The following is a 19582-nucleotide window of genomic DNA, read 5'->3' on the forward strand; positions in this document are numbered from 1 at the left end:
GCTGATCCAGTAGACCGCGCGCACCAGCGATTTATTCCCCGCCCCGGCGGCCGCGCCCTCCCGCGCGTCCGTCACCCCGCCCGAACAAGCCGTTGCGTGCTCCCCCGGGGCCCAGCAGCCGGCCGCGAAGGTTCTGGAACCGCTCCCGCTGTTCGGGCGTCAGCACGGCGCTCACCTCTTCCTGGAGGGCACGCTGTTCGGCGACGAACTGCTGGCGCGTCTGATCCTGCAGCGAGCGAATTCGCTCGTCACGCCGCCGCAGGATGTCGACAACGGCCGCGCGCTGCTCCGCTGTGAGCCGAAGCGCGCGGTCCAGCCGATTCGCGTTGATCTCGGCAACCTCGGCGGACGTCAGGCCCGCGCCTCGGCCGCCGCGCCCGGTGAGGCCAGGCAGCGGCGCGATGCCGGCGGACGCGGGCGGCGGCGCGAAGCGCCAGCGGCGGTCGACGATGATGCCGGCGAGCGCGCCGGTGGCGAAGACGATCGTCACGAACGCCGCGAGCCACACCTTCGAGTTGCCGGTCATTGCGGGATCTCCTGGAGCGCGTCGGCCAGCGGCGTGTCCGGATCGGCGAACAGCATCAGCGACATCACCTCGTCGGGAGCGGTCTCGTCGGTCGCGAGCGCAGCGGTGGCCACGCTCGACGTCGCGCCGCCCGTCACGAGCGGCGCCGCGTCGGCAGTCGACGTGCTGCTGGTTTGCCAAGCGAAGGCCGCGATCGCGAGCGCCGCCGTGACGGGCGCGAGGCGCCACGTCCAGCGCCGGGAATCGAAGCGCTCCCACCACGGGGCGGGTGCCTCGCGCTCGATCGCGCGCACGACGCGGGCCGCGAACCCCGGCACAGCCGCCGCGCGTGGCTGCGCGGCGAGCGCGCCGTGCACGAGCTGCTGGGTCGCGAGCGCGGCACGGCAGCCCTCGCACGACGCGGTGTGACGCAACAGCCGATCGAGGTCGGCCGGCGCGATCGATCCGTCGCCGGCCCTCACGAGCAGCGGCACGTATTCCGGACAGGCGTCACGTGTCATGGTCGGTCTCCGTGCCCAGCAACGCGGCGCGCAGTCGCTGGCGACCGCGGAAGAGCCGCGATTCGACCGTGCCGATCGGCAGGCTCAGCGCGGCCGCGATCTCGCGATAGTCGAGCCCCTCGATGTCGCGCAGCACGAGCACCTCGCGGAACTCGATCGGCACCGCCGCCAGCGCGCGGTTCACGCGGTCGCGATCGACGAGCGCCCGCTCTACGTCGGCCGGCGAGGGCATCTCGGCGAGGACATCGTCGCCGGGCGCGTCCTCACGCCGATCGCGCCGCCGCGAGACGTGCGTTCGCGCCGTGTTGGCGGCGATGCGATATAGCCAGGTGCGAAAGAGGCTGCCCCCGCGAAAGCCCCTCAGCCCCTGGAACGCGCGGAGGAACACCTCCTGCGCGACGTCCTCCGCCTCGTCCGGCCGCGGCAGGAGCGCTCGGGCGACGTTGACGATCCGGTGCTGGTACTTCTCGACGAGCAGGCCGAAGGCCTGCACGTCGCCCGCGCGCGATCGTTCGACGAGCGGCTGATCCTCATCGCCCGCCTGCGCGCCGGCCGGCGCCTGTGCTGTCACGTTCTTCAGACTCTCATGCGGGGGCGATTATTCCCGCCAGCGATCGGACGCGCCCGCAGCCCGCCACGGCCTCGCGTCGGCCATCACGCCGGCGGCCGGCGTCTCGGACCAGTCGGCTCTCACTCCACCTCTGTGTCCCGCCCTGTCAGACCACCCCGGCAGAATCTGCAAAGGGAATCGGGCGACCGGTACGCAGAATCTGCGGCCAAGCACGAGAGGCGAAAGTCCATCACGCGTGTAAGTTGCTCAATAGTAGGAGGATAAGCTCATCATGTGGTCTGATTTTCGCTTGACACCAGGCTGGCACGCTCCTAGAATCCCGTCCGGTCCGGCACGCGTCACGCCCTTCGGCGGCGGCGCTTCACTGAGGAGTCCCATGGCAGCACCCGTAGAACGATTCGAACGGCACGACGACCGGACGGACAAGGAACGCCTGAAGGCGGTCGAGATGGCGGTCGGCCAGATTGAAAAGCAGTTCGGCAAGGGGTCGATCATGCGGCTCGGCGGCAAGGACGCCATCGCGCCGATCGCCTCGATCTCGACCGGATCGATCAGCGTGGACTGGGCGCTCGGCGTGGGCGGGCTGCCGCGCGGGCGCGTCATCGAGATCTTCGGACCGGAGTCCTCGGGCAAGACCACCCTGGCGCTGCAGACGATCGCCCAGGCGCAGAAGCTCGGCGGCGTGGCGGCCTTCGTCGACGCCGAGCACGCGCTCGACGCGCAGTACGCGCAGAAGCTCGGCATCGATCTCGAGAACCTGCTCGTCTCGCAGCCCGACAACGGCGAACAGGCGCTCGAAATCGTCGAGGTCCTCGTCCGCTCCAACGGCGTCGACGTCGTCGTCGTGGACTCGGTCGCGGCGCTCGTTCCGCGCGCGGAGATCGAGGGCGAGATGGGCGAAGCGCAGGTCGGCCTGCAGGCGCGCCTGATGTCGCAGGCCCTCCGCAAGCTCACCGGCGTGGTCTCGAAATCGAAGACCTGTCTCATCTTCATCAACCAGCTTCGCGAGAAGATCGGCGTGATGTTCGGCAACCCGGAGACGACGACCGGCGGCCGCGCGCTGAAGTTCTACTCGTCGGTGCGGGTCGACATCCGTCGCATCGGCGCCATCAAGGACGGCGAGACGACCGTCGGCGGCCGCACGCGGATCAAGATCGTCAAGAACAAGCTCGCACCGCCCTTCCGCGAGGCCGAGTTCGACGTGATGTACGGCGAAGGCATCTCGCGCGAGGGGGACCTCGTCGACCAGGGCGTCGAACACAAGATCATCGACAAGAGCGGCACCTGGTTCTCGTACGGCGGCGAGCGGATGGGCCAGGGACGAGAGAACGCGAAAGCGTTTCTCAAGGCGAATCCCGACATCGCCATGGCGATCGAGCAGAAGCTTCGTCAGGCCCTGGGCCTGCCGCCGATCGGCGGTGGCTCGGCCGCGGGGGAATGACGATCCGCGCTCACTCGACGTGAAACCGGATCTGCCGGCCCGTCTTCATCGGGCCGGCAGCCGCTTGCACCTGCAGCAGGTACTCCCCAGGTTCGAGTTCGGCCAACGGCAGCTCCAGGCGGTACTCGGCCGTCCGAACCGTCGGCTGCCCGCCGTCGACGTTCACCGTCTCGGCGCGTTCGAACACGACGCGATCGGCTTCGTCGCGGAGCCGAGCCGTAACGGCGATCGCCCCGGCATCCTTCGAAGACTGATAGAGCCGGAGCACGGCGGCCGCCTGCTCGTGCGCGCCGAAGGTCCGCGCCGTGGTCGGCGTGAATGGCAGCAGCGCGGCGAGCGGATCGCTGCCGCTGGCGCGCGACGCGGGCACCCGCGTGAGCACGAGGCCGGAGGCTGACAGCGCTTCGCGTGCGAAATCCGGCACCGTGACGTACACGAAGGCGCTGCCGGCGCGGCCCGTCGCCGAGCTGTCGGCCGCGAGCCGAATCTCGTAGCGGCCCGGCGCGAGATCGAGCCGGCTGCCCAGGTCGTAATGCACGACGTCGGCCGCCGTCGGCCGCCGCGTCAGCTCCAGCTTCGTCGTCGCCACGCCCTTCGAACGCCGATCGCCAGTGGCCTGGCTGAAGGCGCGCACCGCGATGTCGATCACTTCACGCGCCGGCGCGTCCGGTCCACGATCGAGACCCGCGACCACGGCAACCGCCGCGCCCGCCGGCGTCGCGAACGGCGCCGCCGTCAGGCTGAGCGGCAGATCGCCGACCGGCCGGGCGCCGGCCATCGCGTTGTCGAGCGCGGTGGGCACGACTTTGGCCGGCGCGCTCTTCGTGTTCGATCCGCTGTAGTAACCGCTGCGCGTCCGGACCGTGACCCCAGGATGGGAAACGCGCACTTCGACCCGCCGGAATCCGTCGCTGCCGGACGACGGCGGCTCGACGCCGAGCATGTAGTACGAGCCGGTCTCCACCAGCATCTCGGACACGCGGGCGTCTGGCGCGTTGGTCCGCGTGACGATGCGGCCGCCCGTGTTGTCCGCGAACATGCCCATGACGGACGAGGTGTTCGGGCTGATGTCGATCCCGAGCGAGTCAGCCAGACCGCGTGTGTCGTACTGGTAGACGTTCACGTTCGCTCGCTGCAGGGCCCGAAACGTCCGCTCGAGATCGGGGCCGGAGTCCCACAGGGCAGCGCTGTCGCCTGCCTTCGTCATGCCGTCCACGCCGCCGATGCTCTGCGGACCCGTGGTGTAGTTTCCTTCCGGGCTGATGTAGGCGATCGCCTTGCGGCGGCCCGGCCAACTGTCGCGCATGAAGTCGCTGACGGCACGCAGCGTCGCCGTCACGCACTCGTTGTGCGGGCAGGCCATCGACGGCGGCGGTTCCGGCAGCGCGGGGCGGCTCGACGTGAAGCGATCGATCGCCTCGCGGATGCGTGACACGTCGGTCGTGAACTCCTGCCCCTTCTCGTGCGAGAAGGTGTAGATCACCGCCGCGTAGTCGGAACGGCCGAGCTCGTCGACGATGGCGTGAGCGATCCGCTTCGCCTGGAGCACGTCGGCCGGGTTCACGGCGACATTCCAGTCGTCGAGGAGCAGGACGATCAGCCGGTCAGGCTCGAAGCGATTGGAGACGACGTCCGGCGCGACCTCGTGGAGCCAGGCGGCCGCGCTGACGTGGCGCTCGGGCACGTCCACCGCGTTGAAGGCGACGATGGGGAGCGGCGTGCCGCGTTCGAGCACCGTGAAGTCACGCGCGGTGAGGCCGCGGACCGGCCGGCGGTCGTCGTCGAGGACCGAGACGTCGAGCGTGACCAGGTCGACGCCCGCGCGGAACGTCGGTGGCAGTTCGGCGGGCGGCGTCTGCTGCGCATCCGGGACCGCCAGCCACGCGAGGCCGAGCACAAGGCCGAGGAAGGCGCGGCGCATGGAGATGTCGGGCGACGTGCCAGTGTACACCGGCCCCCGCGCGAAGCCGTCAGTCCTCGCGATTCTCCTCGGCGATCTCGAGGTCGACTTCGCGCTCGGCCTGCAGCCAGTCGTCGAGATCCTGACCGGCCTCGCCGCCCCGCGCTTCGTAGATCTCGTAGGCGCGTGCGGCGACGCGCTCGAGCCGCTGGTCGCGCATCTCTTCCGCGGGCGTCGGCAGCGCGGTCTCGTCGGGAGCAACCTTCGGTGTCTTTCGCCTGGCCATGAGGCACCTCCGTGCAGAGCTGACCCACTCTACCGCCTTGCCGCGTCACCTGCGGCACCGCACTGAGCAGCCGATCGAGCGAGGTCGCCGCCGTGCCAATCGCCCGCACCTGAGATATGATTCGTCGTCTGTACGGCGCTTGCCCGAGTGCCGAGGTAGCTCAGTTGGTAGAGCACGTGACTGAAAATCACGGTGTCGGCAGTTCGATTCTGCCCCTCGGCACCATTCGCCATCTTCTCATCCAGTAGCAGCTTCGACGAAGCCGTACCGTCGACGACACGCATCCGCGTCCGGTGCGATGCGCGCTGAGGCCTGACGCAATTCCAGTCGAACGAGTCGGGCGCGCCGCGAGCTGCCATCGACGCGGAATCCAGCGTTGACGTCATCACCGTTGGCTGCGGGGTCTTGGCAGCCTCGCAGTGAGCCATCGACTCCATGGACCGGCAGGCCTGAAGTCGACCCTGCCGGGGAACGAGTCCAGTCGAGCGGTGGCGAACGCGCTTGCCGCCGACTGGTTCAGGGAGATCCTGGCTCTTGCCTCGCGTCACGTGAGCCGCTGAGCGGCCTGTTGCTTCATATATCTTGCGTAACAATATATATGGCCATACAATGGCTGTCGTGGACGCCGACGAGAGTCGCAACGGCGCGCGAAGAAGCATCGAGCGCGAGCTGAAGCGCGGCACGCTCGAGTTGATCGTCCTGCACCTGCTGGCCCCAGGCGAAGCCTACGGGTACGAGATCGGCTCCGCGCTCGCCACCGCGAGCGATGGGACGCTGACGGTGACGGACGGCACGCTCTACCCCGTCCTGTATCGCCTCGAGCGAGCCGGGTTCGTCCAGGTCCGGTGGGACACGCCCGAGCGTGGCGTACCGCGCAAGTACTACAGGCTCGCACCGGCCGGCCATGCCGAGCTGGCCCGGCTGGAACACGAGTGGACCACCTTTGCCACCGCCATGGCGAAGCTGCTGCGCAACGAGAGGAGCTGACCGTGACCACGTTTGATAGCTATCTCGAGCAGGTACTCGATCGGATCCCTCGTCACCTGCCGTTGCGCGATCAGGTGGCGCAGGACCTCAGGAGCACGTTCGCCGATCGACAGGCGCGCGGCGAGGGCGCCGATGAGGCAATCCGACAACTGGGGGATCCCACCGCGCTGGCGGAGTCGTACCTGTCGGCTGTGCCGATGAGGCCGGCGCCCTTCATGGCCCGCGTCGGCGCGAAGCTCGTGGACGCGTTGCTCTACGGCATGGCGCTGCCGATTCCGGCGATCGTCTTGCTGCGGATGACGTTCACCGGCACCAACACAGGTCCAAGGACCATCGCGGTCGTTTTGATCCTTGGATTGATCGGGATGGGGTTCTGGCTCCTGAGCGCCGCGGCCGAGACGCGGTACGGCCGAACGCCTGGCAAGAAGCTGATGGGCCTGCACGTCGTGCGCGAATCGGGTCGTCGCATCGGCTTCGGTCAAGCCATCGTCCGCCAGTTGCCGATGTTCCTGAACATCTTCTGGATCGACGCGCTGTTCGCGCTGTTCACCGAGCGACATCAGCGCGCGTTCGAGCTGCTGTCGCGCACGCGCACCGTGCGCGACGCGTAGGGTGCGCGCACCTCCCTATCGAGCCGCTCGACATGTCTCTGCCGGCAGCAATCCGCCTTGCCGGTGCGTTCGCCGCTTCGTGGCCTCACACGCTGGTCAGGTGACGCCTGAGGGCGTCGGCCCGATGGCGCACCAAGAACGTCTTCGTCTCCGAGCTGGATGATCTGGTTGTGTATGATTCGCCAGGCCAGGGGCGAAGAAGCTTTCGCGCGCCGCGATCGCAGAAGCGGGCGCGAGGCCATTTCCTCTCGCCTCATCACGAGGGAACTCCGTGCGACTCGATGTCTACGTGAACTATCGCGGCACGTGCGAGGCCGCGTTCCGATTCTACGAGCAGCACCTCGGCGGCCACATCACCTCCATCGTCCGGCACGAGGAGCAGCCGAATCCGAACGTGCCCTCGGACTGGGGTGAGAAGGTGCTGCACGCTCGCGTCGAGATCGGCACGACATCGCTGATGGGGGCCGACATGCCACACGCCGAGCCGATGCGCAGCGCGTACCTGACGCTCACGCTCGATACCGAGGCAGACGCGGAACGCGTCTATGCGCTGTTGGCGGACGGCGGTGAGATCTTCATGAAGATGGAGAAGACCGGCTTCGCAAACCGGTTCGCGATGCTGCGCGACCGCTTCGGCACATCCTGGATGCTGCTGCAGCAGTCGTAGCGCGCACGCGGCGCTCCGATCGCGAGACGAATCGCCTCGCGGTGGGATGGACCGCATGTCGACGCTCAACCCTGTACGTCTGCGCGAGCTCGACACTTCGGACGCTGCTCTTCGTGCGATGCTCGAGATTCTGCGCGATCAGATGGGCAAGACGTACATCATCGTCTACACGCTCAACGAGCCGCGAGAATCCGGCCTCCTGCGCAACTTCGTGCCGACACCATCCGCGTGAAGGCAGTCATCTTGCAAAGGGTGTCGAACGCTTCTCCCCCAGGAGCCCGACGTCCATGCACTTCGACTGGCGCCCGTCGCTGCCGCTCACCTGTCCCGAATGTCTCGGCGACGCGGCGCTCCATCGATCGCGAATCCGCTTGTACGAGTGGCCCCTGCTGCTCGTCACCGGCGCGCGGCCATACCGGTGTCACGGGTGTGGATGGCGAGTCTGGGTACGGCTCACCATGCACTCGCACGCGTAGGCTCGGTCGCCATTCACGGAACGATCACCCAGCGCCGCCACGCCGCAGCCGATCGCCGTGCGCACGGAGCATCCAGGACGCCCGCGCGCACGGCCCTCTACGTGTTCGATGTCGCAACAGCGCTCAGTCGCCCACCGGCTTGGTGGCCGGGCAGGTATTCGCCAGCCGCGTGATGCGCTTCACCGTCACCTTCTGGAGGTCGGCGTCGGCCGTCTTCGCGTCCTTGTCGTCGCCGGCCTTGTCGTCGCCGGCCTTCTGTTCGCCGCCGGGGGCGCGCGACTCGCTCGAGCTACTGGCACCGACCGGCGAGGCGGCCACGATCCGCACGTGGCTGTTGAGCACCGGCTTGATCTGATCCGGCGTGGCGTTGATGTCGAGCGCGAATCGCTGACCCTTGCTGTCCTTATCTGCGGTCTCCAGCCTGGCGTTGTCGAGGAAGTACGCGTTGGGACCCGAGCCCTGAACGAGGCAGCCGACGAACGTCGCGTCAGTGGCGTCGTCCGAAGACGAGGGCGGCTGCGCGCTCTGCGGCGCGGGCGCCTGCGAGGAAGGCGATGGCGACGCTGGGCTCGGAGAATCCTGCGCGGCGACGAGCGCGCCGGCAACGACAATGCTGGCAAAGACACCGAAGAGATTGCGAGTCATTTGAACGTCCTCTCATGAGTTGCGGAGAAACGCGTGCTGGGGGACGCCGCTCGATCTCAGGTCAAACGCCGTGCCAGGCAGCGACGCACGCGGTCGGGCGACGGCGGGGCGGCTCCGTGGGGAGCCGTGAACTTTCTGCCCGGCCGCCGCGCGCGAGCTGTGTTGGGGACACTGGTCGCGAGGCCATCCGGTCTGCCCGGCGCGTCGCCACATCGGGCTCGGCCAGGCGCGACCGCGACGTGCTACATGGCAGGAACACGGAGCTGACGATCCGGGACGTGCGTCGCATCGGCGCGCGGGCCGTCCGCTGCGAGGGTCGCGCCCGAGACGGTGCGGCAGCCTTTCCGCCTCGCCCTGGTCTGGATCAGCACCGTGTAGCCGCCGGCACGCGCCGCGAGCATCTCTCAGGACGATGCCTGTCGATTGCTTGGCGTGGCGTCCGAGAGGTTTCGCAGGCGGCGTGACGACCCGAAGAATCCAGGTTCGCTGCGGCGGTCGGCGTGCCGTTGCCCTGCGCGTGTGGTAACTGTGCCGTGTCTAGGCTCACGTCTCGCGCTCGCGCCCGCGTGCCCGGCACATCACTCGCGGAAGATGATCGGCATGGGACTTGAATCGCGAGGAATCGCCCGACGGCCGTGGCCGCCGGCGATCACGTGATGCCTTCAGACGCTCCCGCACCGGTGGCGATCACACCACGTCGTTTCAGCATCGGCGCAGAAGCGCAGGCCGGCGGTGGCGTGCACTTCCGCGTGTGGGCTCCGGCCGCAGGCCGCGTCGACGTCGTGTTCTCCGACAAGGACGGCACGCCGTCCGGCCGCGCGTTGCCGCTCTTGCCAGAGGCCGACGGCTACTTCGCGGCGATGGCAGAGACGCCCGCCGGCGCGCGGTACTGGATCCAACTCGACGGCCAGAACCGCTATGCGGATCCGGCGTCGCGCTTTCAACCCGAGGGACCGCATGGACCGTCCGCCGTGATCGATCCGTTCGCCTTCCGGTGGACGGATGCCGCGTGGGGCGGCATCACGGCGCCGGCACCGATCGCTTACGAGCTCCATGTCGGGACGTTCACCGCGGAGGGCACGTGGCGCGCCGCGGCGGCGAGACTTCCCGCGCTCGCCGCGCTCGGTGTGGAGGTCATCGAGCTCATGCCGGTCGCCGAATTCCCCGGGCGATTCGGCTGGGGGTACGACGGCGTGCTGCTCTTCGCGCCGACGCGGCTCTACGGCGAGCCCGACGACATGCGGGCCTTCGTCGATCAGGCCCACGCTCTCGGTCTCGGCGTCATCCTCGACGTCGTCTACAACCACGTCGGACCGGACGGCTGCCACCTCGCGAAGTTCTCGCCTGACTACTTCTCGCCCACCCCCACCGAATGGGGCCAGGCGATCAACTATGACGGGCGGCACTGCGGCGGCGCGCGGGAGATGGTCGTGGCGAACGCTGGGTACTGGATCGAGGAGTTCCACGTCGACGGATTGCGCCTCGACGCGACGCAGTCCATCAAGGACACGTCGAAGGTGCACATCCTCACCGAGGTCGTCGCCGAGGTGCGTCAGCGCGCCCGCGGACGACGGACCTGGATCGTCGCGGAGAACGAACCGCAGGAGAGCGGGCTGCTCCGCGCGGAGCGGATGAACGGCCATCCGCTCGACGCGCTCTGGAACGACGACTTCCACCACAGCGCACACGTTGCGCTCACGGGCCGCCGCGAGGCGTACTACACGGACTATCGGGGTCGGCCGCAGGAGTTCGTGTCCGCCGTCAAGTACGGGTTCCTCTATCAAGGGCAGTGGTACGCGTGGCAGCGGCAGCGCCGCGGGCAGTCGGCGCGCGGATTGCCTCCAGCGTCCTTCGTCTGTTTCCTCGAGAATCACGATCAGGTCGCGAACTCGCGTGCCGGGCTCCGTCTGCATCAGATGACGAGCCCTGGCCGGCTGCGTGCGATGACCGCGTTGCTGCTCCTGGGACCGTGGGCGCCGCTCCTCTTCCAAGGACAGGAGTTCGCGGCGTCGGCGCCGTTCCTGTACTTCGCGGATCATGGCGGCGATCTCGCCGGCGCCGTGCGATCGGGCCGGCGCGAGTTCCTCGCGCAGTTTCCAAGCCTTGCGGCGCCGGATCTGCCGTTCGCTGCGCCAGAGGATCCCGAGACGTTCCGCCGCTGCGCGCTCGACTGGCGCGAGCGCGCGCTCCATACGGAGGCGGTCGACCTGCACCGGACCCTAATCGCGCTCCGCCGCACCGATCCGGCCTTCCACGACGCTGCGCGCTTCTCGTGGGACGGTGCCGTCCTGAGCGACTCCGCGTTCGCGTTGCGCGCGATGGACCGGCCGACTGACGACGGCCCGCCATCGCGTCACGACCGTCTGGTCGTGATCAACCTCGGCGCCGACGCGCGGCTCGACGTCGTGCCCGAGCCGCTGCTTTCGCCAGCACCGGCGGCCAACTGGCGCATCGTGTGGTCGAGCGAGGATCCGGCCCATGGCGGCGCCGGCACGCCGCCGCTCGGCGACATCTGGACGCTGCCAGCCGAGAGCGCGCTCGTGCTCGCGCCGGAGGATGCGCCATGAGCGGCGTGCCGATGCCGCGCCGCGAGCTGGTCTTTCCTGCCGGCGACCTGATCGATCCGTCGCTCGAGTGGCTCGTGACCAACGGCCTCGGCGGCTACGCGTCGGGCCCGGTGCGCGGCGGGCTCACACGCCGGTTTCACGGGCTGCTCATCGCGTCGCTGCCGGCGCCGGTCGGCCGCCTCATGTGTCTCAACCTCCTGCGCGTGACGGTCGACGACGGCACGACGTCGGCGTGCCTGGATCACGAGGCGTTCGACGCGCTGGCCACCGGCGTCGTGCGCCCGGCGCAGTTCACGCTCCATGCCGGCCTTCCCGTCTGGCGATACGAGGCTCATGCCTGGACGATCGATAAACGCATCGTCATGCCGTACGGACAGAACACGACGCACGTGTTGTTCACGATCGTGCGCAGCGAGGGGCCGCTCGAGCTGCGGCTTCGGCCGATGTTCCAGATTCGCCCTCATGAGGGGCTGCTGACCGCCGACACGCCGCCGGTCCACGCGACTGCCGTCGAGTCCGGCGCCGCCGAGACGATGGTGACGGGCACGAGCCTGGCGATCCGCTGGATGGCGCGCGGCGAGGACGTCCGCGATCTCGCGGAGGCCGCGACCGCGGTGGCGGAGTACCCGATCGAGCACGCGCGCGGCTACGACTACCAGGGCACGCTCGTCAGTCCCGGCGCCTACGTGGTGCGCGCCGCGGCCGGCCACGACGTGTCGTTCACCGTGTCCACCGAGCCGTGGTCCGCCGTGCGGGCGGTCGCGCCGGCCGACGCGCTCGCGGCGGAACACGCGCGTCGGCGCTCGCTCTTGCAGCTCGCAGGCGATCCCCGGGGCCTCGCTGCCGAGCTCACCCTTGCGGCCGATCAGTTCATCGTCGCGCCGGTGGGACGTAGTTCCGAGGTCGCGCGCGCGCGGGCGCACGGCGAGGAGCCGCGCAGCGTGATCGCCGGCTATCACTGGTTCACCGATTGGGGCCGCGACACGATGATCAGCCTCGAAGGGCTGGCGCTCGCGACCGGCCGCTGGCGCGAGGCCGCGTGGATCCTGCGCACGTTCGCGCATCACGTGCGCGATGGCCTCATCCCCAACATGTTTCCCGAAGGTGAGCACCTGGGCCTGTACCACACAGCCGACGCGAGCCTGTGGTTCTTCCACGCCGTGCACCGCTACGGCGCGATCACCGGCGACCGCACGCTCTGCGAGGAGCTCCGCCCCGCGCTCGTCGCGATCGCCGAGCATCACGTCGCCGGCACCCGCTTCGGGATCGCGATCGATCCGGCGGACGGCCTGCTGCGCCAAGGCGCGGAAGGCTATCAGCTCACGTGGATGGATGCGAAGGTCGGCGACTGGGTGGTAACGCCCCGGCGCGGGAAGGCGGTGGAGATCAACGCGCTCTGGTACAACGCGATGCGCCTGCTCGCGCGCTGGGACGTCGAGTCGGGCCGCGACGCCGACGCCGCACGCTGGCGCGGACACGCGGATCGCGCCGCCGCCTCCTTCAACCAGCGGTTCTGGAATCCGGCGGCGGGCCATCTGTTCGACGTGATCGACGGCGGCGCCGGCGACGACCCGGCGTGCCGCCCGAATCAGTTGCTCGCGATCTCGCTCGATCATCCGGTGCTCGATCCGGTCCACTGGCAGCCCGTGCTCGACGTCATCGTCCGCGAGCTGCTCACGCCCGTGGGGCTGCGCACGCTCTCCCCGCACCATCCCGACTACCGGCGGACGTACGACGGGAACCTGCACGCGCGGGACGCGGCCTACCATCAGGGCACCGTCTGGCCGTGGCTGATCGGTCCGTTCATCGACGCCTGGCGCCGCGCCCACCCCGACGATCACGAGATGCCACGGCGGGCGCTCGCCGCGTTTCCGGCCGAGATGAGCAGGACGGGCGTGGGATCGCTGCCCGAGATCTTCGATGCGGAGGCGCCGTTTCACGCGCGCGGCTGCATTGCGCAGGCCTGGAGCGTTGCTGAAGTGCTGCGCACCTGGCGCCTTCTGCGCGACGCGTCACCCGAGCCCGCCTCGTCGCTCGCCCACGCATGGTCTCGCGACGCTCACCCTTCTCGGTAACGGCCCATCGCGGGTGGCCGCTGCCGGACGCGCCCTGGATCATGGCGCAGCGCTGGCACGACCTGCTCTTCGCGCACTGGCCCTGTGATCCTGCCCCGCTCCGACGTCTGCTGCCCGCCCGCCTTTCGCTCGACGTGCGCGATGGCTGTGCCTGGGTCGGCGTCGTGCCCTTCGTCGTCCGAGGCCTGCGCCTGCGCGGGCTGCCGCCGTTCCCCACGGCACACGCCTTTCCGGAGCTGAACGTTCGCACGTACGTCACGATCGACGACAAACCCGGCGTCTGGTTCTTCAGCCTCGACGCGGCGTCCACCCTCGCCGTCGTCGGTGCACGCCTGGGATTCTCGCTGCCGTATTTCCGTGCGGCAATGCAGGCCGGCCGCGTCAAGGGCGAGATGCGCTTCACGAGCGTACGTCGCGGACGCCGGCGCGCACGGTTCGCGGCGAGGTACAGGCCGCACGGCCAGACGTTCAACGCCGTGCCGGGATCGCTGGAGCACTTCCTGACCGAACGCTACTGTCTCTACGCGGCGAACCGCGCGGGACGGCTGTGGCGAGCCGAGATCCAGCATCCACCGTGGAGCCTCCGAGCCGCGAGCGCAGAGATCGACGTCAACACGGTTGCGGCGGCGGCCCGCGTCCGTCTTCCGGCCGGATCTCCGCTCCTGCACTTCTCGCTGCGCCAGGACGTGCGCGTGTGGGCGCCGGTCGGCGTCGGCAGACGATTCGCGCGTTGACGGCCGTGCGCTGCTCTGTCTACCCTGAAGGTCTCCCCGCACGCAGATCCCGGTGCGTCGTATCCGGGCGATCGTGAGCCGTGGCTCAGCAGTCCGTCATCACTCCCACGTCGTCGCCGCTCGTCGGATTCGATGGGCATCCCTATCCCAGGCATCAGCTCCGCCGTCGCGACTGGATGTCGGCGAACGGCGTCTGGCACTTCGCGATCGATCCGGCCGGTACCATCTCCGATCCGGGCGCTGTGCGCTGGGCCGGCGAGATCGTCGTGCCGTACTCGCCGGAGGCGCCTGCGAGCGGCATCGGCGACACCGGATTGTACAGCGCGTGCTGGTACCGGCGCGCGATCGAGGTGCCGTCGCTCGCCGAGGGCGAGCGGCTGCTCTTGCACTTCGGCGCGGTGGACTATCGCGCCACCGTCTGGGTGAACGGCCATCTCGCGGGCGAGCACGAGGGCGGCTACACCCCGTTCACGTTCGACATCACGCCTCATGTCGCCGGCACACGCGACGCCGACATCGTCGTATGGGCGTACGACGATCCGCAGGATCTCGCGAAGCCGCGCGGCAAGCAGGACTGGCTGCTGCGCGCGCACTCGATCTGGTATCCGCGGACGACGGGCATCTGGCAGACGGTGTGGCTCGAGCGCGTCCCGGCCACGTGGATCGGCGCGCTGCGCTGGACGCCGAACCTCGTGCGCTGGGAGATCGGCTGTGCGGCCGTGCTGCACGGCGCACCCTGCGACGGCGCGCGTCTCCACCTGCTGCTCCGGACCGACGACGCCGTCCTGGTGGACGACTCGTACCTCGTCGTCGGCGGCGAGGTGCATCGCCGCGTCGCGCTGTCCGACCCCGGCATCGACGATTTCCGCAACGAGCTCCTGTGGAGCCCTGAATCGCCGCGCCTGATCGACGCCGAGCTTCGGCTGACGACCGCCGACGGCCGCCTGCTCGACACGGTCCAGAGCTACACAGCGCTGCGATCGATTACCGTCGACGGCGACCGGATCATCCTGAACGGCCGTCCGTACGGCTTGCGACTCGTGCTCGATCAGGGGTACTGGCCGGAGACGGGCCTCACGCCGCCTGGCGACAATGCGCTGAGGAAGGACGTCGAGCTCGCGAAGGCGATGGGGTTCAACGGCGTCCGCAAGCACCAGAAGCTCGAGGATCCCGGTTATCTCTACTGGGCGGATCGGCTCGGTCTACTCGTCTGGGGCGAGATGCCGAGCGCGTATCGCTTCACGCAGGACTCGACGCAGCGGACGACGCGCGAATGGATGGCCGCGATCGGCCGCGACTACAGCCATCCGTGCATCGTGGCGTGGGTGCCGTTCAACGAGTCGTGGGGCGTGCCGAATCTGCCGCTGAACGAAGCCGAGCGTCACTACGTGCGCGCGCTCTATCACCTCACGCGCACGCTCGATCCGACGCGGCCGGTCGTGGGCAACGACGGATGGGAAAGCGTGGCGACCGACATCATCGGCATCCACGACTACGACGGCGATCCGGAGCGGCTCGCCCGACGCTACCGCGCGGACGAGATCCTGCCGCGGCTCTTCAAACGCGAGCGTCCGGGCGGACGGCTGCTCGTGCTCGAGGGCGAGCGGCACGCCGATCAGCCGATCATCCTCAGCGAGTTCGGCGGCATCTCGATCGTGGATCGCTCCGATCGGACCTGGGGCTACTCGCACGCCAGCTCGTCGTCGGCGCTCGCCGACCGCTACGCGGCGCTGCTGCGATCGGTGCGATCGCTCGGGCTGTTCTCCGGCTTCTGCTACACGCAGTTCGCCGACACGTATCAGGAAGCCAACGGCTTGCTCTTCGCCGATCGCACGCCGAAGTTTCCGATCGAGGCGATCGCGGCGGCCACGCGCGGCGCCGCCGAGCGCTGACGGCGGCCGCGCGACGGCATTGCCGAAGGTATCCCACGGCGTGCCACTCGCGCCGGCGCGCGGACCGCGATCGCCAAGACGCTGCGCGGCACAGCTTTTGAAATCTTCGCGGCGCATGACGACTTCCTTTCGCCCGGCGGCCGCTGCCGCCGCGGCCGATCTGCTCTGCTTCAGCCACCTCCGCTGGACGTACGTCTTTCAGCGCCCGCAGCACCTGATGGTGCGGTTCAGCCGAACGCGACGCGTGTTCTTCGTCGAGGAGCCGCTCTTCGATGCCGAGCGCGCGCACGTCACGGTCTCGACCTCGAACGGCGTCCACGTCGTCGTGCCGCACCTGCCGCAGGGTCTGGACGCGGGCGGCGCGATCGCCGCGCAGCGACGACTGCTCGACTGCGTGCTCGCGGGCTATGAGATCGAGCGGCCGATCGTCTGGCTCTACACGCCGATGGCGCTGCCGATCTTCGAGGGGCTCGAGGTGAGCGGGATCGTCTACGACTGCATGGACGAGCTCGCCGGGTTCGCGGGCGCGCCGCAGGGCTTGCGCGAGCGTGAGCAGGCGCTCCTGCGCCGGGCGGACGTCGTCTTCACCGGCGGCGTGTCGCTGTACGAGGCGAAGAAGCGCCTGCATCGCAACATCCATCCGATGCCGAGCAGCGTGGACGTGGCGCACTTCCGCCGCGCCCGCGGCCGCTGCCAGCCCCCGCTCGACCAGCGGCGGATCGCGCGGCCGCGGCTCGGCTTCTGCGGCGTGATCGACGAGCGGATGAACATCGAGCTCGTCCAGGCGGTCGCCGAACGGAACCCGGCGTGGCAGTTCGTGATGCTCGGGCCGGTCTGCAAGATCGATCCGGAGTCGCTGCCGCGCCGCGAGAACGTCCACTATCTCGGCATGAAGGCGTACGACGATCTGCCGGCGTACATGGCGGGCTGGGACGTGGCGCTCATGCCGTTCGCGCACAACGACGCGACGCGCTACATCAGCCCGACGAAGACGCCGGAGTACCTCGCGGCGGGATGCCCGGTCGTCTCCACGTCGATCCGCGACGTCGTCCGGCCCTACGGCGAGCTGGGCCTCGTCGAGATCGCCGATTCGGTGGAGGAGTTCGAGGCCGCCGTGCGCCGATCGCTCACGCCGGCGGGCCGCGACGCGGTGAAGCGTGCCGAAGCCTTCCTGTCGCGCCTGTCCTGGGATCAGACGTTCGCGTCCATGCACCGGCTGATCGAGGAAGCCGTTGGGCAGCAGGCCCAGACGCGCATCGAGGAGGAACGGCCGGCGCGGCCGGTGTCGTTCGTGCCCGCGTTTGCGCCGCAGAGCACGATGTGAGCGGCGAGCGGACGGGACCGGCGTCGATGTTCGACTACCTCATCGTGGGCGCCGGCTTCGCCGGCAGCGTGATGGCAGAGCGGCTGGCGGCCGACGCCGGCCGCAGCGTCCTGCTCATCGATCGCCGCCGGCACATCGCCGGCAACGCGTACGACCACTACGACGATGCGGGGATCCTCGTGCACCGGTACGGACCTCACATCTTCCACACCAACTCGCGCGAAGTGTTCGATTACCTGTCGAGATTCACCGAGTGGCGGCCGTACCAGCACCGGGTCCAGGCGTGGGTGGACGGCCAGCTCGTGCCGATTCCGATCAACCTCGACACGGTCAACACGCTCTACGGCCTGCAGCTCACGTCGTTCGAGCTCGTCACGTTCTTCGAGCGCGTGGCGGAGCGGCCCGCCGCGATCCGCACCTCCGAGGACGTGATCGTGAGCAAGGTCGGCCGCGAGCTGTACGAGAAATTCTTCCGCAACTACACGCGCAAGCAGTGGGACTGCGATCCGTCGGAGCTCGACGCGTCGGTGACGGCCCGCGTGCCGGTGCGAACGAACCGCGACGACCGGTACTTCACCGACACGTACCAGGCGATGCCGCGGCACGGGCTCACGCGGATGTTCGAGCGCATGCTCGCCCACCCGAAGATCAAGGTGCTGCTCAACACGGACTATCGCGAGGTGCGCAGCGTCATCCCGCATCGTGAGGTCATCTTCACCGGGCCGATCGACGAGTACTTCGACTATCGGTTCGGACGGCTCCCTTACCGATCGCTGGACTTCAGGTTCGAGACCTTCAATACGGACCGCGTTCAGCCGGTGGCGGTCATCAACTACCCGAACGAGAACCCGTACACGCGCGTCACCGAGTTCAAGCACCTGACCGGCCAGGAGCACCCGAAGACCACCGTCGTGTACGAGCACCCGAAGGCCGAGGGCGATCCGTACTACCCGGTGCAGCGGCCGGAGAACCTCGAGCTGTACCGCAAGTACCAGATGCTGGCGGCCACGCTGCCGAACGTGCACTTCGTCGGGCGCCTCGGCACGTACCGCTACTACAACATGGACCAGGTCACCGCGCAGGCGCTGACGCTCTACGCGAAGCTGACCGGCCAGACACGCCGCGACGCGCTGGCGAATCCAGCGTAGTCGGAGGCGGCCGCCGCAGCGCGGCGCGGCGGCCGCCTCACCTTGATGCGAGGAGCACGTCATGGCTCGGACCAGCGCACCGTCCTTCCCGGCGTCCGCCTTGCTGCCCGTGGTGGCGTTCGGAGGGGCGATGCTCGCCGGCGCCCTGCTCAAATCCTCGCCGCGCCGGACGTCGTTCCGCGATCAGGTCGTTCTCATCACCGGCGGATCGCGGGGGCTCGGTCTGGCCCTCGCGGAACGGTTCGCCGTCGAGAGCGCCCAGATCGTGCTCGTCGCCCGCTCGCAGGACCAGCTCGAGCGCGCCGCCGAGCGGGTGCGCGCCCGTGGCGCAGCGAGCGTGCTGATCCGCGTTTGTGACATCCGCGATCGAGCCGGCGTCGAGCGGGCCGTGGCCGACACGATTCGGGAGCGCGGCCGCATCGACGTGCTGGTCAACAACGCCGGGATCATCCAGGTCACGCCGTTCGAGCACGCGCAGCTCGAGGATTTCCCCTTCATTTCATCCGGGCGTGCCTCCCCCATTTCGTTGCGCAAGGCGGCGGCCGCATCATCAACATCTCGTCTGTCGGCGGGCGCCTCGCGCTGCCGCACCTGCTGCCGTACTGCGTGGGCAAATTCGCCCTCGCCGGGCTGTCCGACGGGCTGCACGCGGAGCTCCGGCGCCACCACATCGTCGTGACGACGGCGACGCCGCACCTCATGCGGACCGGGTCTCATCGGAATCCGCTCGTGCGCGGGCAGCACAAGAAGGAGGCGGTCCTGTTCGCGCTCGCGGGCAGCCCGCTCACAGCGATCGATGCCGGCCGCGCGGCCGCGATGATCGTCGAAGCGTCACGCATCGGGCGCGCGCGAATTGCGCCCGGCTGGCCCGCGCGCGCCGCGCAACTGCTCCAGGCCGCCGCGCCAGAGGCCGCGGCCGCGCTGCTGGCCGCCCTCGCCACGTGGGTGCTTCCGGGGCCGGCGCCGCGTCCGGCCGGCGATCGCGGCCGGCAGTCGCGAGACATCGACACCGGCGTGCTCGCCCGTGTGTTCGCGACCGAGGCCGCCAGGCGGTACAACCAGCGGATCTCGCCCGACGAAGCGGCGCAATCGAGCGCGTGACGTCCGCACGTTGACCCTCCGGTTCCCCATCTCGACGGCACGGGCATCCGTGCGGGAAGCCACGCACATCAACCCCGTGGCCCCGGATCTGCACGCATTCAGCCGTAGCCCGTCGCGCGACCCACGGATCG

General features: G+C 69.3%; 18 protein-coding genes and 1 tRNA gene. 13 read left to right on the plus strand and 6 right to left on the minus strand.

What is annotated here, in order from left to right:
* Nucleotides 1–31: 31 nt before the first annotated feature.
* Genes IT184_01015 through IT184_01025 form a run of 3 tightly spaced genes read right to left on the minus strand, consistent with a single transcriptional unit; the run spans nucleotide 32 to nucleotide 1597 of the window.
* The gene (locus tag IT184_01015) at nucleotides 32–526 is read right to left on the minus strand and encodes a hypothetical protein (protein ID MCC7007375.1); all 495 of its coding nucleotides are present in this window, start codon (nucleotides 524–526) and stop codon (nucleotides 32–34) included.
* Nucleotides 523–1026 carry a hypothetical protein gene (locus IT184_01020; GenBank protein MCC7007376.1) on the minus strand — a complete coding sequence of 168 codons (504 nt, stop codon included), beginning with the start codon at nucleotides 1024–1026 and terminating at the stop codon, nucleotides 523–525. The genes IT184_01015 and IT184_01020 overlap by 4 nt, the downstream gene beginning before the upstream one ends.
* A complete protein-coding gene (locus IT184_01025) occupies nucleotides 1016–1597 on the minus strand; it encodes a sigma-70 family RNA polymerase sigma factor (GenBank protein MCC7007377.1) in 582 nt (193 codons plus the stop codon). Before IT184_01025 ends, IT184_01020 begins: the two co-directional genes overlap by 11 nt.
* A 376-nt stretch (nucleotides 1598–1973) precedes the next feature.
* Here IT184_01025 and recA point away from each other — a divergent pair, with 376 nt between their 5' ends.
* Complete coding sequence (recA, locus tag IT184_01030) at nucleotides 1974–3038, plus strand: recombinase RecA (GenBank protein MCC7007378.1); 1065 nt, start codon at nucleotides 1974–1976, stop codon at nucleotides 3036–3038.
* A gap of 10 nt (nucleotides 3039–3048) precedes the next feature.
* Here the strand turns inward: recA and IT184_01035 are convergent, their stop codons facing one another.
* Both IT184_01035 and IT184_01040 read right to left on the minus strand, forming a co-directional pair.
* Nucleotides 3049–4959 (minus strand): VWA domain-containing protein, encoded by a 1911-nt coding sequence (locus IT184_01035; GenBank protein ID MCC7007379.1) that lies wholly within the window; start codon nucleotides 4957–4959, stop codon nucleotides 3049–3051.
* Nucleotides 4960–5008: 49 nt separating this feature from the next.
* Nucleotides 5009–5224 carry a DUF2934 domain-containing protein gene (locus tag IT184_01040; protein MCC7007380.1) on the minus strand — a complete coding sequence of 72 codons (216 nt, stop codon included), beginning with the start codon at nucleotides 5222–5224 and terminating at the stop codon, nucleotides 5009–5011.
* 149 nt (nucleotides 5225–5373) lie between these two features.
* Here IT184_01040 and IT184_01045 point away from each other — a divergent pair.
* From IT184_01045 to IT184_01060, 4 genes are all read left to right on the plus strand, one after another.
* Nucleotides 5374–5449, plus strand: a tRNA-Phe gene (locus IT184_01045).
* Between the two features lie 384 nt (nucleotides 5450–5833).
* The gene (locus IT184_01050; protein ID MCC7007381.1) at nucleotides 5834–6211 is read left to right on the plus strand and encodes a PadR family transcriptional regulator; all 378 of its coding nucleotides are present in this window, start codon (nucleotides 5834–5836) and stop codon (nucleotides 6209–6211) included.
* A gap of 2 nt (nucleotides 6212–6213) precedes the next feature.
* Nucleotides 6214–6822, plus strand: coding sequence for an RDD family protein (locus IT184_01055; GenBank protein ID MCC7007382.1), 609 nt, complete (start codon nucleotides 6214–6216; stop codon nucleotides 6820–6822).
* A gap of 271 nt (nucleotides 6823–7093) precedes the next feature.
* Nucleotides 7094–7489 carry a VOC family protein gene (locus tag IT184_01060; GenBank protein MCC7007383.1) on the plus strand — a complete coding sequence of 132 codons (396 nt, stop codon included), beginning with the start codon at nucleotides 7094–7096 and terminating at the stop codon, nucleotides 7487–7489.
* A gap of 599 nt (nucleotides 7490–8088) precedes the next feature.
* On the opposite strand, the gene IT184_01065 is transcribed toward IT184_01060, so the two are convergent.
* Nucleotides 8089–8610 carry a hypothetical protein gene (locus IT184_01065; protein MCC7007384.1) on the minus strand — a complete coding sequence of 174 codons (522 nt, stop codon included), beginning with the start codon at nucleotides 8608–8610 and terminating at the stop codon, nucleotides 8089–8091.
* 656 nt (nucleotides 8611–9266) lie between these two features.
* Here IT184_01065 and treZ point away from each other — a divergent pair.
* From treZ to IT184_01105, 8 genes are all read left to right on the plus strand, one after another.
* The gene (treZ, locus tag IT184_01070) at nucleotides 9267–11177 is read left to right on the plus strand and encodes a malto-oligosyltrehalose trehalohydrolase (GenBank protein MCC7007385.1); all 1911 of its coding nucleotides are present in this window, start codon (nucleotides 9267–9269) and stop codon (nucleotides 11175–11177) included.
* Nucleotides 11178–11188: 11 nt separating this feature from the next.
* Nucleotides 11189–13252, plus strand: coding sequence for a glycogen debranching enzyme family protein (locus IT184_01075; GenBank protein ID MCC7007386.1), 2064 nt, complete (start codon nucleotides 11189–11191; stop codon nucleotides 13250–13252).
* Nucleotides 13222–13986 carry a DUF2071 domain-containing protein gene (locus IT184_01080; GenBank protein MCC7007387.1) on the plus strand — a complete coding sequence of 255 codons (765 nt, stop codon included), beginning with the start codon at nucleotides 13222–13224 and terminating at the stop codon, nucleotides 13984–13986. Before IT184_01075 ends, IT184_01080 begins: the two co-directional genes overlap by 31 nt.
* 176 nt (nucleotides 13987–14162) lie before the next feature.
* Nucleotides 14163–15878: a glycoside hydrolase family 2 gene (locus tag IT184_01085; protein MCC7007388.1), complete on the plus strand. Its 1716-nt coding sequence runs from the start codon at nucleotides 14163–14165 to the stop codon at nucleotides 15876–15878.
* Nucleotides 15879–15993: 115 nt separating this feature from the next.
* Entirely contained in the window at nucleotides 15994–17202 is a 1209-nt protein-coding gene (locus tag IT184_01090) for a glycosyltransferase family 1 protein (GenBank protein ID MCC7007389.1), read from the plus strand.
* 26 nt (nucleotides 17203–17228) lie between these two features.
* Nucleotides 17229–18350, plus strand: a complete 1122-nt coding sequence (gene glf, locus IT184_01095; GenBank protein MCC7007390.1) for a UDP-galactopyranose mutase — start codon at nucleotides 17229–17231, stop codon at nucleotides 18348–18350.
* Nucleotides 18351–18411: 61 nt separating this feature from the next.
* On the plus strand, nucleotides 18412–19029 hold the full coding sequence (locus IT184_01100) for an SDR family NAD(P)-dependent oxidoreductase (GenBank protein ID MCC7007391.1): 618 nt from the start codon (nucleotides 18412–18414) through the stop codon (nucleotides 19027–19029).
* Nucleotides 19026–19451: a hypothetical protein gene (locus IT184_01105; protein ID MCC7007392.1), complete on the plus strand. Its 426-nt coding sequence runs from the start codon at nucleotides 19026–19028 to the stop codon at nucleotides 19449–19451. Before IT184_01100 ends, IT184_01105 begins: the two co-directional genes overlap by 4 nt.
* The last annotated feature ends 131 nt before the right edge of the window (nucleotides 19452–19582 follow it).

The organism is Acidobacteriota bacterium (assembly GCA_020853395.1).
In the GTDB taxonomy this organism is placed as follows: domain Bacteria; phylum Acidobacteriota; class Vicinamibacteria; order Vicinamibacterales; family SCN-69-37; genus JADYYY01.